The following is a 17,122-nucleotide window of genomic DNA, read 5'->3' on the forward strand; positions in this document are numbered from 1 at the left end:
TATTATTTATTTTTAATTCTCTATTTTATGAAGGAGCTATACCAAGTTGGCGAACCATAAATCAGCAAAAAAACGCGCAAAACAAAATCAGGTCAGACGGATGAGAAACAAATCCGTAAAAACCTCTCTTAAAACCCTTGAAAAGAAACTTCGCGCAGCCAAAGAAGCAGGTGAAAGTATCGACGAACTGATGAAAAAGACCCAGTCGGCCATTCACAAGGCGGCTAAAAAAGGCATCGTTCACAAAAAAATGGCTTCAAGGAAGATCTCAAGACTGTTTAAATTTGCGAACGCATGAGTCACGCGCTTTTTGCACCATTTAAGCTCAGCCGCTCCAGACTATAAACCGGCGCCTGGTCTGTATAAGGAGCAGACGCCGGTTCGTTTTAATGCATTTAAAAGTCGTTTGTCATCTGGCTGATTATACGCTCGGCCACACGTTCTGCAATGAGATCAACGGCCTCCCGCTTATTGGCCTCATCATCCACGGAACTGTTCGATACTTTATAGGATTCCGTGGCTGAAAAACTTTTCACTGACCAGAGAACCTTCCCTCCGGCCCCGGTCAGAACCACATCTACTACGGCATAAACCTGCCTTTCCGTAACGTCTTCCGTGGAAGATCTGGACAATGTGGAAAAACTGATGGATCGAATGGTACCGGTTATCTTGCGGGTGGCATTGCCGTCACCCACAACAATAGTATCCGTTTTGGCGGTAATTTCCCTAATCAGTTCGTTGGTAAAAGATATCCCCGCCCTGGATTCGGAAGTTTTGTTGTCAAATATAGCCACAGACACCCGGGCGACATCATTATTGATAAAACCACCGCCGGCCAGCCGGTATCCACACCCCGGACCAATTATCAACAATAAGATAACCATCAACCATGCAAGACTTTTTTTCATAAATTACACCACAATATTAACAAGGGTCTGTTTTTTACGAATCACAATAAGTTTACGGATCTCTTTTCCGTCGATGTACTTGGTAATCCTTGAATCCCCAAGAGCGGCAGACTTAATATCTTCTTCATCTGCATCAGCGCCCATGGGAAATTTTGCCCGCAGTTTACCGTTCACCTGAACCACAACAAGCACCTCGTCGGTCTGCATGGAATCTTTTCTGAATTCAGGCCAGGGCTGTTCAAGAATAGAGTCCTTGTTCCCCATCTGGGCAAACAACTCCTCGCAGAAGTGGGGAATAATAGGGCTGAGCAGAAGCAATACATTTTCAAGACAAAACCAGACCACGGATTTGAGTTCATCGTCCGCCGTTTCAAATTCAACCGTGTACATGGCATTGACCAGTTCCATAACAGCGGCAATGGCCGTATTGAAATGAAAATTGGTCTCAATATCCGCAGTCACCTTCTGGATCGTCTGATTGGCCTTGATATATAGTTCTTTTGCCGGGTCCGCCTTAAGTGAACCCGCCGGCCCATTGTATGCATCAATATCCTTGATGGTCTCCATGCAGGTCAACGCCAGACGCCAGACACGGTTAACAAAACGGTTACTGCCTTCAACACCGTCTTCGCTCCACTCCAGATCCCGCTCAGGGGGGGCGGCAAACAGACAGAACAGCCGGGTTACGTCGGCCCCGTATTTTTCAAGAAGTTCATTGGGATTGACTACGTTTTTCTTGGACTTGGACATCTTGATTACACGTCCGACATCCACATCCTTGCCGCACATGGTACAGACAAGCTTTCCGTCTTTTTTCTCGCCCTGCTCCGGGAACAGATATCCGTGCTCGGGGCAGGTCATGGTCTCCTTGCACACCATACCCTGGGTCAAAAGCCGGGTAAAGGGCTCCTTAAAAGGTACAAGTCCCAGGGTGTTGAGAACCCGCATAAAATACCGGGAATAGAGAAGATGCAACACGGCATGTTCCACACCACCGATATACTGATCCACAGGCATCCAGTATTCCACAGCGGCAGGATCAAACATTCCCTTATCATACCGGGGAGAACAATAGCGAAGGTAATACCAGGAAGACTCGACAAAGGTATCCATGGTGTCGGTATCCCTTTTGGCATCTTCCCTGCCGCAGGCAGGACAGGTGGTCTTTGCAAAATAATCCAGGGTCGGCAATGGAGATCCGCCTTTATCCAGCAGATTGGCATCTTCGGGCAGAGTAATGGGCAGATCGGCTTCCGGCACCGGCACCACACCGCATGAGGGACAATGGATCACCGGAATGGGCGTCCCCCAATACCGCTGGCGGGAAATACCCCAGTCACGCAAACGAAAAGAAACCGCACGCTTGCCGATGCCGGATTCTTCAAGCCAGTCCGCCATTTTTTCAATGGCTTCCTTGCTGTCCATGCCGTTAAATTGTCCGGAGTTGGTCATGACGCCGCGACCGGCATAGGCCTCGGTCATGGTTGCCCCGTCAAGGGCTTCCCCTTCCGGCTGCACCACCACCCGAACCTCAAGCCCATATTTTCTGGCAAAATCAAAATCCCGCTGGTCTCCTGAGGGCACGGACATAATAGCGCCTGTGCCATAGCCCATTAAAACAAAATTAGCCGTATAGACAGGGATCTTTTCACCGGTGGCAGGGTTGATACAGCAGGCACCGGTAAACACCCCTTCTTTTTCATATTTTTCAATGCCTTCGGCAGAGCGCTCCTGCCGGGAGACCTTTGCTACAAACTCGGATACGGCCGTCTCCTGGTCCGTGCCCCTTGACAGGGTCTCCACTAAAGGATGTTCCGGTGCCAGGCACATGAAGGTGGCACCGAAAATGGTGTCAGGACGGGTGGTGAATACATTGATCACCTCGTCACTGCCGTCCACCTTAAAATCAAGCTCTGCCCCCACGCTTTTGCCGATCCAGTTTTTCTGCATGGTGGTGACATTGTCCGGCCAGCCCGGAAGCTTATCGCAATGTACCAGAAGATCTTCGGAATAATCGGTAATTTTGAAAAACCACTGCCATAATTTTTTTTGCTGAACCACCTGGGAGCACCGCCAGCACTTGTCTTGCTCAACCTGCTCATTGGCCAGTACCGTCTGACATTTTTCACACCAGTTTACATAGGACTCCTTGCGGTAGGCCATGCCCTTTTCAAGCATTTTCAAAAACAGCCATTGTTCCCAGCGGTAATATTCCGGCCGGCAGGTGGCAATTTCCCTGTCCCAGTCATAGGAAAACCCCATTTTCTTAAGCTGGGCCCGCATGGACCGGATGTTGTCATAGGTCCAGGCAGCCGGATGGGTGTTGTTGTCAATGGCGGCATTTTCAGCAGGCATACCAAAGGCATCCCATCCCATGGGATGAATGACATTGAAGCCTCTCATGCGTTTATACCGAACCACCACATCTCCGATGGTGTAGTTGCGCACATGCCCCATATGAATCTTTCCCGAAGGGTAGGGAAACATTTCAAGCAGATAATATTTTTCCCTGGACGAATCTTCTTTTACCTTGAAAAGCTGGGTGTTATTCCAGTATTCCTGCCACTTGGGCTCGACCTGGGAAGGGATGTACCGTTCCTCCATTATTTTAATTCCTTTCGAAAAACATCTATATTTATAGTTGAACCTTTTTAGATGCCACAAGACAGGCGAAATAGCAAAGGTATTTATGGCAAAAGATTTAAATTTTTTATTAGCCCCGCCGAGTTTGGTATTGATAGACCAAGTCAACCCGTGGCTGCTATAATGAACCACCAAACTAAAACCAAAGCCTAAGGTTGAATATGAGTGATATGCCACATACCCCTGAAGATGTAATGATGCTGGCCGCATATGTGCTGTTGGCACTGGTGTGTTCGTTTCTTTGCTCTGTTGCCGAGGCGGTGCTGTTAAGCATCACGCCTTCCTACATCGAAGTATTGGAAACGCGAAACCCAAAACATGCAGCACGTTTGCGCAAGCTGAAAAACGACAAGGTGGATCAGTCCCTTTCCGCCATTTTGACTTTAAACACCATTGCCCATACAGTGGGTGCCATCGGTGCAGGTGCCAAAGCCACCATGGTGTTCGGTAACGCCTGGTTCGGTCTGTTTTCAGCGATCATGACGCTGATGATTCTCTTTCTTTCCGAGATTGTCCCCAAAACCATCGGAGCGGTTTACTGGTCCATCCTTGAAGTGCCGACCGCGCGGTTCGTTCAATCACTGATTATAATCCTCTACCCTGTGGTCTGGGTTTCGCAAAAATTGACAACCTTTATTTCCGACAGGAAGGTTGTCAACAATTCCAGCAGAGATGAGTTGATTGCCATGGCCTCCCTGGGGGTAAAAACCGGACAGCTTCACAGCAAAGAGTCGAAAATTATTGAAAACCTCCTTAGATTTGAAACACTGAAACCATCGGATATCATGACCCCGAGAACCGTAATTTTTGCCCTGCCCGAAGATATGAAAATCACGGATGCCCGGCCCGTCATCAGCCAAAAACCCTTTTCAAGAATCCCCCTTTATACGGATAGCGTGGACAGTATCACCGGATTTATTCTCAAGGATGAGGTTTTGATCCACTCGACAAAGGATTGTATCTCCACTGAAATTCACGATACAAAAGAAAATAATGAAACCCAAATGCCGACATCTGCAGAATACCCCCGGAATGACAATTCATCGTTGCCAACCGCAGCCACGCTCAAGGTTCTAAAACGGGAGATACTCATTGTGCCGGAGTCCATATCCGTGACATCTCTTTTTGAACAATCCTTGAAGAATCGCCGCCATATTACCGTTGTCGTTAATGAGCATGGCGGCACCGAAGGTCTGGTGACCCTTGAAGATCTGATTGAAAGCATTATCGGCATGGAGATCGTTGATGAGACTGACCACGTGGAAGACATGCGCATCTTGGCCAGAAAACAATGGATCAAGCGTGCCAGAAAAATGGGAATTGAAGACACTTCGATTTAAACGTCGATACTGAATACTTATTATCCGCATGATCCGTTTAAGAATTCACATCAAACCAGAGGTAAGCGACACGCAATTGTCCAGGCAAATTCAGATAATTATCTTGACCACATATACCCAAGATGATATAGAAAATGGTTTTGTTGTCCTAAAGCTGGGCAATAAGCGTAATTATTATATCCTTGCTCCGGGTTCTACAATGAGGTTGATCCGGGGCTTTATATCCACAAGGAGGAAAAATGAGGAAGTACGAAACCGTATTCATTGCTGATCCGGACATGTCGGATCAGGCCCGTGAAGAGCTGCTCGAAAGAGTCAGAGGTATCATTGACAGGGAAAATGGTATTCTTCTGAACATTGATGAATGGGGCTTAAAAAAATTGTCCTATGAAATCAAAAAGAAACTGCGCGGGTACTATGTCTGCCTGACCTACGGCGGAACCGGAGCGCTTGTCACAGAGCTTGAAAGAAATTTTCGCTTAAGTGATCTTATCATGAAGTTCATGACCATCCTTATCACGGAACACGTTACCGAAGAATCTCTTAAACAAGAAGCTGAAGAAGCCAAAGAAGCGGCCCGGATAACTGCCGAAGCCGCCAAGGAAGAAGAAGCTGCATCCCAGGAAGATGAAGAGGACGCAGAAGAAAACAATGATGAGGCTGAAGAAAGCGCAGATGATCAGGATGATACGCAAGAAACCGAATCTGAACAGACATCTGAACCTGCCGAAGCATCCAAGGAATAATTCAAGCACAAAGGAGATCAAGTATGTTTAAAGGTCATAGAGGCGGCGGAAAAAACAGATTCTATCAGCGCCGGAAAATTTGCAGGTTCTGCGTGGACAGCTCCATGGAAATTGATTATAAAAATCCCAAAGCACTCAAGCAGTTCATTACTGAACGGGGCAAAATCATTCCCCGCCGCATCACAGGGACCTGTGCCAAACATCAGCGCAAGCTGACAGTGGCCATCAAGCAGGCCCGGCAGATCGCACTTCTGCCTTTTGTGGGTCGCCCCTTAAATTAAAACAAAAAAAAGGTTTTCACAGGTTTTTGGGATATGCCGTTATCCATCACACACCCGATTTTCATTAGGGAGACTTTGACAGGCATTATTTTCTGTCTGCTAATTTATGGTGTGGTGTTTGCAGCCCCCCTGCTTGGTGTATTTGTTCTTCTGTTTCTGCCCCTGCCGGTGCTTTTTTACCGTCTTAAACTCGGCAGAAACAGCGGGGCTCTGATTGCGGGGGTTAGTTTTTTTATACTCGTGCTCATGGCCAAAGGCGTCGCTTTTGACACACTTTACTTTGGGCTGCTTCTGGCAACCGGTATGGTTTTAGGAGAATGCCTTGAGCGGCATATGAGTATTCAAAAAACCATGGGACTGACCGCCCTAACAGCCGCAGGCGCTGTTTTTTTAGCGCTTATGGTCTACACCACCAGCCAGGGACGAACATTATCTGCCTTAATGACCGATTACATAAATCAGTCGCTAAATATTGCCAAACAGCTCTCTCCTGATATCGGAATGGATCAGGACATGACCCAAAAGCTGATATCATCCATGATGATTGTCATGCCGGGCATGTTCATGATTTCTTTTGTGACAACCCTGTGGTTGAACATCCTGATTATCAGAAAGCTTTTAGAAAGCAAGGGCATCACCATCAAAAGCATTGAACGCTTAAATCTGTATAAAGCACCGGACATACTGGTCTGGGCATTTATCGGCTGTGCAATGACTTTGATGATTCCCGCAGGTCCCGTGAAAATCTTTGGCATTAACTGCCTGATTGTTTTAATGCTTGTTTATTTTTTTCAAGGAATTGCAGTTGTTTCCTTTTTTTTTCAGAAAAAAAACGTACCCATGGCACTGAAAGGATTTTGCTATTTTCTCATTGCCGTACAGGTGTATGTTTTAATCCTTGTCGTGGGTCTTGGTTTTTTTGACAACTGGATTGATTTCAGGAAACTTTCTGCATCACGAAAATAAAATATATGCCGGACCGTAAAACTGCGGCCGGATTGGAGGTTTACAATGAAAGTAATATTAAAGGAAACCATCGACACTTTGGGTATCGCCGGTACCGAGTGCAAGGTGGCCGAAGGCTATGGACGCAATTATCTGCTGCCCCAGGGTAAAGCGGTTCTTGCCACCCCTGCCAATCGCAAGGTTATGGAACAGGCCCGGGCTAAACTTGAACTTCAGATTGCCAAAGAAAGAAAAATTGCCGAAGAGATGGCCGCAAAAGTCAAAGAAGTTGCGATCACAATCAAGGCTAAGGTCCGCGAAGAAATTTATCTTTACGGTTCTGTGACCTCCCATGACATCAAAGATGCCCTGGATGCACAGAATGTTGAAGTTGAACGCCGCTCCATTCTGCTTGCAGAACCCATCAAAGAGACCGGTGAATACAAGGTGCCTATCCGTTTATATAAGGATGTTGAACCGGAAATCACCGTAACAGTAGTCGCAGAAGAAAAACAGGAAAATTAGTTCCGGCTATGCCGGCAGACCTTTGGAATCCAAAGGTCTGCCGGCATTCTTTAAAGGACATTGATGGCAAAAAAAGAATCCGTTAAATCAGACCACCTGCTCAACCGCACCCCTCCCCATGATACAGATGCAGAGGCATCACTTCTGTCCGCCATCTTTATCAATAACGACAGCCTGCTTGACATTATTGAGATCCTCAAACCTGATGACTTTTATAAAGGGGCGCATAAAAAAATCTTCAGGGCCATCATCGAACTTTCCAAAAAAGAGGAACCTGCCGACCTTGTGACCGTTGCCAACCAACTCAATGAAACAGATGAGTTGGAAGGCGTTGGGGGCCCTGCTTTTCTTGCCGCCATTTCCGATGCTGCCCCGGTTGCGGTCAATGCCGTGCATTATGCCAGGATCGTCCGTGAGAAATCCACGTTGCGGCAGCTTATCAATGCGTGCTCTGCGACCATTGAACGCTGCCTTGAAGACAAAGGTGATTTTAAAGACATACTTGACGAGTCCCAGGCATCTATCTTGAAAATTGCCGACCGTCAGTCCGGCAGTTCTTTTAAGCCGCTATCCGAACTGATCAATCTGAACATCGACCAGCTAGAGGAGTTGCAGGGTAAGGAAGGCGGACTTGCCGGGCTTTCAACCGGATATCCAAGGCTTGACAGAATCACATCCGGCCTGCAACGTTCGGACCTTATTATCCTGGCTGCCCGACCCTCCATGGGAAAAACGGCCTTTGCCTTGAACATTGCCAGAAATGTCGCGTTCCACTACCGCAGACCCGTGGCTGTATTTTCCCTTGAAATGTCCAAAGAACAATTATCCATGCGGCTGTTAACATCCGAAGCCCGGGTGGATGCCAACCGTTTGCGCAGTGGGGTATTCAGCCCGGAAGACTGGCAGAATTTTACGGATGCCGCGGGTGTTCTCAATGAGATCCCCATTTTCATTGACGATACCCCTGCCATATCGGTGATGGACCTTCGGGCAAAAGTCAGGAAACTGTTCCAGATCAACAAAGACATCGGCCTTGTAATCATTGACTACCTCCAGTTAATGAAATCATCCATTCGTTCCGACCGAAGAGATCTTGAAATTGCCGAAATATCCAGGGCGTTAAAATCCCTTGCCAAGGAACTCAGCGTTCCGGTTGTCGCGTTATCCCAGTTGAACCGTGCCCTTGAACAGCGTTCGGACAAACGGCCCATGATGTCTGACTTACGCGAATCAGGCGCCATTGAACAGGATGCGGATATTATTTCCTTTATTTACCGGGACGAGGTTTACAATAAAGAGCCGGACAATCCTAAAAAAGGAACCGCAGAGATCATTGTTGCCAAAAACCGTAACGGCAGCATTGGTACCGCCCACATGGTATTTAACGGCCAGTACACCCGGTTTGAGGAACTGGCACCCGAAGCTTATCAGGGATTTAAATGAAACGCATTGTCTACGGCACCCTTGACGGGCTGAATAAAGCCCAGATCAACCGGATTGAAGATCTTTACAACCTCAAATCACCGCCGGAATATATCATTTCCCGGCAGGTTGCCACTGAAATGGTTGCCATCAGCCGGGATATCCGCCGCCAGATCGGCCTCCTTCTGGATCGCAACGGAAAAGTCATCTGTGTCATTGCAGGAGAGCCCCACCGTATTCTTATTCCCGTAACACCGGATTATCGGCCTGGTCCGGGCCGGCTCAAGGGGCTGCGCTGCATTCACACACATTTATCTCACGAGACCTTGACACGGGATGACCTCACCGACCTTGCCCTTCTGCGCCTGGATTACATCACTGCCATCTGCCTGAATGCCGATGGATCTTGTGGCCCTGTGTACTCTGCCCATATTCTGCCTGATCCTGAAGCGGAGCCTTACAGAGTCCTTCCCGGCACATCCCTTGACCATCTGGATATTGACTGCCAGGCCCAAATTCTTGAACTTGAATCGGAGCTTTCCCGGCACAACCGCCGGTACAGCCCGGAAACCGGCCGGGAAAATGCCTTTTTGATCAATGCGGCAACCGAAGGCATCAGTTCCGCACAGGTCTCAATGGATGAGCTCAGGGAATTGTGCAAGACAAGCCGGATCAACGTGGTGGGCACGGCCATCCAGCAAAGAAAAAAAATTGATCCCAAATTTGTGGTGGGAAAAGGCAAATTATCTGAACTGATTATCAAAGCGATCCAAAACTATGCGACACTGCTTGTCTTTGACCGGGAACTGAACCCCTCCCAAATACGCTCCATCACAGATTTTGTGGAGATGAAGGTCATTGACCGCACCCAGCTTATACTGGATATTTTTGCCAAGCAGGCCAAATCCAGTGAAGGTAAATACCAGGTTGAACTGGCCCAGCTTGAATATATGCTCCCCCGCCTGATCACCAAAAATACGGCCATGTCCAGGCTGACCGGCGGCATTGGCGGCAGGGGCCCCGGGGAAACCAAGCTTGAGGTGAACCGCCGCCGTGCAAGGGAGCGCATCACCCGCCTGAAAAAAGAGATTAAAAAAATCCGCAAACAGCGCACCCAGCAAAAAGCAAGGCGAAAAAGAAGAGACCTGCCGGTCATTTCCATTGTGGGGTATACCAATGCGGGTAAGTCAACACTGCTCAATACCCTGACCCAGAGCAGCATTATCGCTGCAAACCGGCTGTTTGCCACACTGGACCCATCCTCACGAAGACTGAGATTTCCCCGGGATAAGGAAGTTATTATCACCGACACCGTTGGCTTTATCCAGAATCTGCCCAAGGAGCTTTTAGAAGCATTTCACGCCACGTTGGAAGAGCTTGAGCAAGCAGACGTTATTCTTCATGTCATTGACATTTCAAACCCCAGGTATATGCAGCAAAAAGAGACCGTGGACCAGTTGCTCAAATCTTTGCATCTGAATAAAATCCCCACATTGTATGTATTCAACAAAATGGATCTGGCTGATTTGGACAATTTTGATTCACCCTGGTTGTTAAACCAGGGAATTGTGGTTTCAGCACATAAAAAATCAAGTCTTGCTCCTTTGGTGGAAAAACTTGAGGCCATGGTATAAATGCCTATGATCAATTTTTACCAAAACCCGGGTTGAAAAAAAGAGACGAATACTTTAACCTAATTTAACATAAAAAAACCACTTGCCTTGGAATTTCATATGGAATTACGATTAGACCGGTTAATGGAAGAAGAGAATATCAAAGAAGACTCAATGGACATTCCGGACTGCTTTGGAGAGTTTGATAAAAACTGCCGGCTCTGTTTTAATTATTGCGCGATATCCATAAAATGCTGCGTTATGCAGTCCCGCCACCCCAAAATTGATATCTTGGAAAAACTTTTGATTTACAATGATTACGCCGTAAAACCCAACTGATTAATTAAAAGCGGCCTGATTCAAGCTTGTTGGTCAAATACTGGACCTGCTCGTAGCGTTGACCTTTTTGCTTTAATTCCTTTTCAACGGCATTGACGGAATAGATGGCTGTTGCATGGTACCGTTTAAAACTGGCTCCAATTTGCTTTATGGGCTGATCGGTATACTTCTTTGATAGAAACATTGCCACCTGGCGGGGTTTAACAATGCGTTGTTTTCTGGATTTAGACAGAAGTTCTTGTTCAGACACATCAAACGCTTCACAGACCAGTTTTTTGATCAAGTCAATGGTTATGCGTTTTTGTGTTCCATTCATTTTTTCAAGCACACTCCTGGCAAGCTCAATGTCAATGTTCCGTTTCATCAACTGTCCCCTGGTAACAACGCTTAACATAGCACTTTCAAGCTGGCGGACATCATTACACGCTTCCTGGGCAATATATTCGGTCACAGGTGTGGGCAAAACACACTGAATGGCCTTGGATTTCTTATTTAAAATTTTTACCCGGGTGCCGAAATCAGGTGCCTTGATCTCCGTGACAACCCCCATATTCAGCCTGGATTTCAGGTTTTCATTTAATTTGGGGATCTCATCAGGCCGTTCACAGCCTGAAAAAATAATCTTCTTGTCTGCATCAATCAGATAGTCCAGAGTCATGGCAAGCTCCTTCTGCGTTGCAGACTTTCCCGTCAAAAAATGGACATCTTCCAGGATCAGCACATCACATTTAAGACGGTATTTTTCCTTGAACTGATCAATACTATTATTTCTCAAGGAATAGATCATTTCATTGGTAAAATCTTCGGCCGTGACATAAAAAACCCGCTGGCCCCCATCGTGCGCGAGCATATGGTGGCCCACGGCCTGGGACAGATGGCTTTTACCAAGACCTGTCTTGCCCAAAAGAAAAAGCACCCCGGTCCCGTTAAGTTTGCCTTGGGCCAGATATAAAGATGCTGTATATGCAAAGCTCGAATTATCCCCCACCACAAAATCATCAAATGTGAAATTTTTTTTCAACATGCGCCCGCAATTGAATGCCGGTGTCATGCCGGGAAGCTGGGGATGAAATTCGGGAGGAACACCGTCAGCCACCGGAATGACGGGCAGCACTCCGGGTGTTTTTTGTGTCCGGCCTTTTTGAGTCTGGCCGGTGCCTGATTTTGATTTACCTGATTTTTTTTGGCAGACCTTGAATTCAATGCGGGCTTTTTTGCCTAAACGCAAAAAACCTTCTTCAAAATAGCCCAGATAGTTCTCTTTGAGCCGTTTGACATAGAAGTCATTGGGCACTGACAAGACAATAGTTTCAGCATCGTGGGCGGATAATCTTACAGGTTCGATCCACATTCGATAGCAATGGTCTGGAACTAATTCTTTAATATGAGATTTGACTTCTTTGATAAATGAATCCATTAAACAATACACAGCCTTCCAGACAATACTAAGCAAAGTAAAGCGGCTTAAGAGGTTTGATATTAACAGTGGTTATAGTGAGTTTAGTATGTTGAAGTCCCTTTTATGCGAATCTGATTTTCTGGTCAAATGGAATAACGATAGTTAGGTCCCAGTTAGAATAACGTGTGGTATATTTTTTCAATAACTTGTTTTTACAGGGTATTTTTTGTGAAACAAACAAAATTCTTTCTGATTACAATGGGTTCGACAAATCCCTATTTTCAAAAGGTATTTTTTTAAAAACAAAATATTCGCAAAGAATGTAAAAAAAAAATCCTCCGGTTTTTAACGATTTTCTTTGAATTCCTCCGAATTAAACAAAATTCTAAAAAAACGATCAATCCTAAAATTTATAAGGGTTTCACAAATTCGTCCCTAAATTTTATTTACACCCAGTTTAGTCAATAGTATATATTTAGCTTTAACATATAAACGAAAGCAATCTCTAATCATGAAAAACCATTCACACCGGCCGCTTCTTGGCATAACCATGGGAGATCCTACAGGTATTGGCCCTGAAATTATTATAAAAAGCCTTACCGACCCTGAAATTATAAATTTATGCACGCCTGTTCTTTTAGGAGATGCCGAAATACTCAAAAAGGCAGATGTAAATTCGGTTGCGCTACATGAGTTAGTCATGACAGACGATTTGAATTACGATTTCTCTAATTGTCCCAAGGGGTTTCTGGTTTGCCTTTCCAGCCTGAACCCGGATGTCACTAAGCTTGGGGGCCCCACCCCGGAGACCGGAAGCGCCATGGAAACCTATATCAATACCGGGGTGGATCTTGCCCTGTCCGGTGCCATTGATGCCCTGGTCACAGCACCCATTACCAAAACTGGCCTGAAACTGGCCGGATCATCCTTTCACGGTCATACTGAATTAATTGCACATAAAACAGGCACGGACAATTTTGCCATGATGATGGCAGGACCGCGCCTAAAAGTGGTTTTAACGACCATTCATATTCCTTTGTCCCAGGTACCGGCGCAACTAACCACTCATGAAATAACAAGAATCATCAATCTGACCCGGGACACATTGATCACAAGATTCGGCATCAAAACCCCCAGACTTGCCGTGGCAGGCCTCAATCCCCATGCAGGCGAACAGGGTATGTTCGGCAACGAAGAAGCGGATATCATTTTACCGGCAGTGATAAAGGCACAAAAAGAAGGGGTTGATATTACCGGACCTTTACCCCCGGACACCGTATTTTTCCACGCTGTTGAAGGGCGGTTTGACAGCGTAATCTGCATGTACCATGACCAGGGACTGATCCCTTTCAAGCTGGTACATTTCAGGGACGGGGTGAACACCACCATCGGTCTTCCCATTATACGCACATCCGTGGACCACGGTACCGCCTATGACATTGCCTGGACAGGAAAAGCAGACCCCTCAAGCATGAAAGAGGCCATTAAAATGGCAGCTCTCCAGGCGGTTAATCAAAAAAGGCATGGCAATCGTAATGGCAATTGATCACATCATAATTAAAGGTGCCAGAACCCATAATCTGAAAAATATTGATGTCAGCATCCCCAAAAACAGCCTGACCGTGGTCACCGGACTGTCAGGTTCAGGCAAGTCCACCCTGGCCTTTGACACCCTTTATGCCGAAGGCCAGAGACGCTATGTGGAATCTTTATCCACCTATGCCCGCCAATTTTTAGGCCAGATGGACAAACCGGATGTGGATGCCATAGAAGGACTGTCTCCCGCCATTGCCATTGAACAAAAAACCGCCTCCCACAACCCGAGATCCACGGTGGGGACCGTCACGGAAATCTATGATTACCTGCGGCTTCTTTTTGCCAGGGCCGGCAGCCCCCACTGCCATATCTGCGGCAAACCCATCTCATCTTCATCCATAGACCAGATCATACAAGGCATTCTTTCTCCATTGCCGGACAAAGCAAAGAAAATAATGGTGCTGGCCCCTGTGGTATCAAACAAAAAAGGCGGGCACGAAAAACTTATCCATCACCTGAAAAAAGAAGGATTTGCCCGAATTAAAATTGACGGGCATGTCTGCTTGATTGAAGAGGCACCAAAGCTTGATAAAAAAAAAGCGCATTCCATAGATGTTGTGGTGGATCGGCTGATTTTAAAACAAGGGATCGAACAACGGCTAACCGATTCCGTTGAAACCGCATTGAATCTTGCCCAAGGACAGGTGATCATTGACAATCTGGACCTAAAAACACAGACCCTTTTCAGTGAAACCGCCACCTGTCACACCTGCGGTATCTCTTATCCACAATTTAATCCGGCAAGCTTTTCCTTTAATTCCCCCCAGGGTGCATGCCCCCATTGTGACGGCCTAGGCCATTTAAGGGAGTTTCACCCTGGAAAAATTATTCCAAACCATCATTTGTCCCTGCGCCAGGGGGCAGTCCTGCCCTGGGCCGGAAAGGATTCCGTTCGTCATATGGAATTTTTAGATGCCCTGGTGACCCATTATAATCAAGATATCTACACCCCTTTTGAAAACCTTTCCGCAGACTTTCAGCGGGTTATTCTCTTTGGTTCCGGCACCCATAAAATCCCCTTTTATGTTGAACAGGCCGGCAAAAAAATCGTCTATGAAAAACCTTTTGAAGGTGTAATTGAGCAGCTTGCCCGCCGTTTCAGGGATACAAAATCAGCATCTGTCAGACAAGACCTCGGCAAATACATGGGCCATAACGTCTGTTCCAAGTGTAACGGCTCCCGCCTGAATCCCGGTGCTTCGGCAGTACAGGTGGCGGATACAACCATCCAGCAGATCACGGCCATGTCCGTCAAGGGGGCAGCTCATTTTATAAACACACTTCATTTGACCGGCAGGGAAAAGGCTGTGTCTAAATCCATTCTTGCAGAACTGTCCCAACGGCTCTCCTTTCTGGAAGATGTGGGCCTTGACTATCTGACGCTTGACCGGTCCGCAGCAACCCTTTCGGGTGGAGAAAGCCAGCGTATCCGGCTGGCAACCCAGATCGGTTCCAAACTTTCAGGGGTCCTTTATGTGCTTGATGAACCCAGCATCGGTCTTCACCAGCGGGACAATGCCCGCCTGCTCAGTACGCTGATGCACTTAAAAAGTCTGGGCAATACCGTGCTGGTGGTGGAGCATGATGAAGAAACCATGCGCTCTGCAGATCACATTGTTGATGTGGGTCCAAAGGCAGGTGTTAACGGCGGACAGGTGATGTTTTCAGGCCCGCCCGAAGAGCTGCTCAAGGCAACTTGTCTCACCGGACAGTATTTGTCCGGAAAACGAAATATTCCTGTACCGGAAACCCGACGTATCGGAATCAAAAAGTTTTTAACCGTGCAAAAGGCAAGTGAAAACAACCTGAAGAATATTGATGTCTCCTTTCCTTTAGGGTGTTTAACCTGTGTCACAGGCGTATCCGGATCAGGCAAATCGACCCTGGTTCTGTCAACCCTTTACCAGGCCCTTGCAAGCGCAATTAACAGATCCGAAAAACCTGTGGGAAAACATGCAGCCATCTCAGGTATGGAATACATCGACAGGGTTATCCACATTGACCAGTCCCCCATCGGTAAAACCCCGAGATCCAATCCAGGCACCTACACAGGGGTTCTCACCCATATCAGGGAATTGTTTGCACAGACACCCGAGGCAAAGGCCCGGGGGTACAAAGGCGGGCGGTTCAGTTTTAACATCAAGGGCGGCAGGTGCGAATCCTGCAAAGGGGACGGCATCGTCAAAATTGAAATGCATTTTCTGCCTGATGTTTATGTGACCTGTGATGTGTGCAAAGGCAAGCAATTCAACAAAGAAACCCTTGAAATAAAGTACAAAGGAAAAAACATCGCCCAGGTCCTGGATATGACTGTCAATCAGGCCCTTGCATTTTTCGGAAATATATCATCCATTCGCCACACCCTTGCCACGCTGGTGGAAACAGGGTTGGGCTATATCAAGCTGGGCCAGGCAGCCACAACCCTGTCCGGCGGGGAAGCCCAACGCATAAAAATTGCCAAGGAACTGTCCAAGAAAAGTACGGGAAAGACCATTTACATTCTGGATGAACCCACCACAGGCCTGCATACAGATGATATCAAAAGGCTATTGGCTGTGCTGGACAGACTTGTGCGTGCAGGCAACACCGTGGTGGTCATTGAACACCACCTCGATGTCATTAAATGTGCGGATTATGTGATTGATCTTGGCCCGGAAGGCGGAGACCAGGGCGGGCAGATCATTGCCCGGGGCACCCCGGAACAAGTGGCCTGTTCACCATTGTCCCATACGGGTTTTTACCTGAAGCGGGTTTTATCAAATCAACATTCGTCACAATAGTTTTCCACAATACAGGACCCGTCCACCAAGCAGGCAAACGCGATCTTTTCTGCCTGAGCGCGCCGTTTGGCGGACACCGTTTCAAATTCATCCGGTAGTGTTTTTATTATTTGATGATCAGGCCCGGGAATGGCAGACATCCCCTCCCCTTCGACCTTGCCTGTTTTTCCTGAAATCAGTTCGGCATCCTGGCCATTGGTGACTACCACAAAAGGGATCTGGTAATCAAAGATCAGCCGAGACAATGCCAGAGTGGGCAGACGCCGGGTCACAAGGGAGCCCGGGGCATAATTGATCATCATGACCGCGCGCTGATTCATGTAAACCAGAAAATCGGCATTTACAACCGAACTGCGTTCACCGGTGTGGATGGTTATTTCCCGCCCCGCCTCAATATCTGATTTATCAAACCCAAGCCCGTTTACCAGATGCCGGGCAATTTGCTGGCGGTACCGTTCATCGTGGGTGTCCGTAATGGTTTTGCCACTTAAAAAATCAACAAGCTCACCCAGAATCAAGTGATGGGAATTTTCACTCATAGCGTCCCCCTTAATTTTAATTAAGATATTGACCTTATATGCAGAA

The 17,122-nt window shown here is 47.1% G+C and carries 15 protein-coding genes; 11 read left to right on the forward strand and 4 right to left on the reverse strand.

Annotated features, from left to right (window positions below):
• Window positions 1–46 precede the first annotated feature (46 nt).
• On the forward strand, window positions 47–298 hold the full coding sequence (gene rpsT, locus B147_RS0118190) for a 30S ribosomal protein S20 (RefSeq protein WP_020588633.1): 252 nt from the start codon (window positions 47–49) through the stop codon (window positions 296–298).
• 97 nt (window positions 299–395) lie between these two features.
• On the opposite strand, the gene lptE is transcribed toward rpsT, so the two are convergent.
• Window positions 396–908: an LPS assembly lipoprotein LptE gene (gene lptE, locus B147_RS0118195; protein WP_020588634.1), complete on the reverse strand. Its 513-nt coding sequence runs from the start codon at window positions 906–908 to the stop codon at window positions 396–398.
• Window positions 909–911: 3 nt separating this feature from the next.
• Window positions 912–3,512 (reverse strand): leucine--tRNA ligase, encoded by a 2,601-nt coding sequence (leuS, locus tag B147_RS0118200; protein ID WP_020588635.1) that lies wholly within the window; start codon window positions 3,510–3,512, stop codon window positions 912–914.
• 200 nt (window positions 3,513–3,712) lie between these two features.
• On the opposite strand from leuS, the gene B147_RS0118205 reads away from it, so the two are divergent.
• From B147_RS0118205 to B147_RS0118240, 8 genes are all read left to right on the forward strand, one after another.
• Window positions 3,713–4,891 carry a CNNM domain-containing protein gene (locus B147_RS0118205; RefSeq protein WP_020588636.1) on the forward strand — a complete coding sequence of 393 codons (1,179 nt, stop codon included), beginning with the start codon at window positions 3,713–3,715 and terminating at the stop codon, window positions 4,889–4,891.
• Between the two features lie 239 nt (window positions 4,892–5,130).
• On the forward strand, window positions 5,131–5,637 hold the full coding sequence (rpsF, locus tag B147_RS0118210; RefSeq protein WP_020588637.1) for a 30S ribosomal protein S6: 507 nt from the start codon (window positions 5,131–5,133) through the stop codon (window positions 5,635–5,637).
• A 23-nt stretch (window positions 5,638–5,660) separates the two neighbouring features.
• Window positions 5,661–5,918: a 30S ribosomal protein S18 gene (gene rpsR, locus B147_RS0118215; protein ID WP_020588638.1), complete on the forward strand. Its 258-nt coding sequence runs from the start codon at window positions 5,661–5,663 to the stop codon at window positions 5,916–5,918.
• Between the two features lie 75 nt (window positions 5,919–5,993).
• Entirely contained in the window at window positions 5,994–6,884 is an 891-nt protein-coding gene (locus B147_RS0118220) for a DUF2232 domain-containing protein (RefSeq protein WP_020588640.1), read from the forward strand.
• 45 nt (window positions 6,885–6,929) lie between these two features.
• Window positions 6,930–7,388, forward strand: coding sequence for a 50S ribosomal protein L9 (gene rplI / locus B147_RS0118225; RefSeq protein ID WP_020588641.1), 459 nt, complete (start codon window positions 6,930–6,932; stop codon window positions 7,386–7,388).
• A 63-nt stretch (window positions 7,389–7,451) separates the two neighbouring features.
• A complete protein-coding gene (gene dnaB / locus B147_RS0118230; RefSeq protein WP_020588642.1) occupies window positions 7,452–8,831 on the forward strand; it encodes a replicative DNA helicase in 1,380 nt (459 codons plus the stop codon).
• Entirely contained in the window at window positions 8,828–10,444 is a 1,617-nt protein-coding gene (gene hflX, locus B147_RS0118235) for a GTPase HflX (protein ID WP_020588643.1), read from the forward strand. Before dnaB ends, hflX begins: the two co-directional genes overlap by 4 nt.
• A gap of 99 nt (window positions 10,445–10,543) precedes the next feature.
• The gene (locus tag B147_RS0118240; protein WP_020588644.1) at window positions 10,544–10,762 is read left to right on the forward strand and encodes a hypothetical protein; all 219 of its coding nucleotides are present in this window, start codon (window positions 10,544–10,546) and stop codon (window positions 10,760–10,762) included.
• Between the two features lie 4 nt (window positions 10,763–10,766).
• Here B147_RS0118240 and dnaA read toward each other — a convergent pair whose 3' ends face one another.
• On the reverse strand, window positions 10,767–12,179 hold the full coding sequence (gene dnaA, locus B147_RS0118245; protein ID WP_020588645.1) for a chromosomal replication initiator protein DnaA: 1,413 nt from the start codon (window positions 12,177–12,179) through the stop codon (window positions 10,767–10,769).
• A gap of 493 nt (window positions 12,180–12,672) precedes the next feature.
• On the opposite strand from dnaA, the gene pdxA reads away from it, so the two are divergent.
• Both pdxA and uvrA read left to right on the forward strand, forming a co-directional pair.
• Complete coding sequence (gene pdxA / locus B147_RS0118255; protein ID WP_020588647.1) at window positions 12,673–13,707, forward strand: 4-hydroxythreonine-4-phosphate dehydrogenase PdxA; 1,035 nt, start codon at window positions 12,673–12,675, stop codon at window positions 13,705–13,707.
• Complete coding sequence (uvrA, locus tag B147_RS0118260; RefSeq protein ID WP_020588648.1) at window positions 13,697–16,537, forward strand: excinuclease ABC subunit UvrA; 2,841 nt, start codon at window positions 13,697–13,699, stop codon at window positions 16,535–16,537. The genes pdxA and uvrA overlap by 11 nt, the downstream gene beginning before the upstream one ends.
• Here the strand turns inward: uvrA and B147_RS0118265 are convergent.
• Window positions 16,519–17,076 carry a type I restriction enzyme HsdR N-terminal domain-containing protein gene (locus tag B147_RS0118265; protein ID WP_020588649.1) on the reverse strand — a complete coding sequence of 186 codons (558 nt, stop codon included), beginning with the start codon at window positions 17,074–17,076 and terminating at the stop codon, window positions 16,519–16,521. The two genes, uvrA and B147_RS0118265, sit on opposite strands and share 19 nt — an antisense overlap.
• Window positions 17,077–17,122: the final 46 nt, after the last annotated feature.

Source organism: Desulfobacter curvatus DSM 3379, assembly GCF_000373985.1.
Classification (GTDB): domain Bacteria; phylum Desulfobacterota; class Desulfobacteria; order Desulfobacterales; family Desulfobacteraceae; genus Desulfobacter; species Desulfobacter curvatus.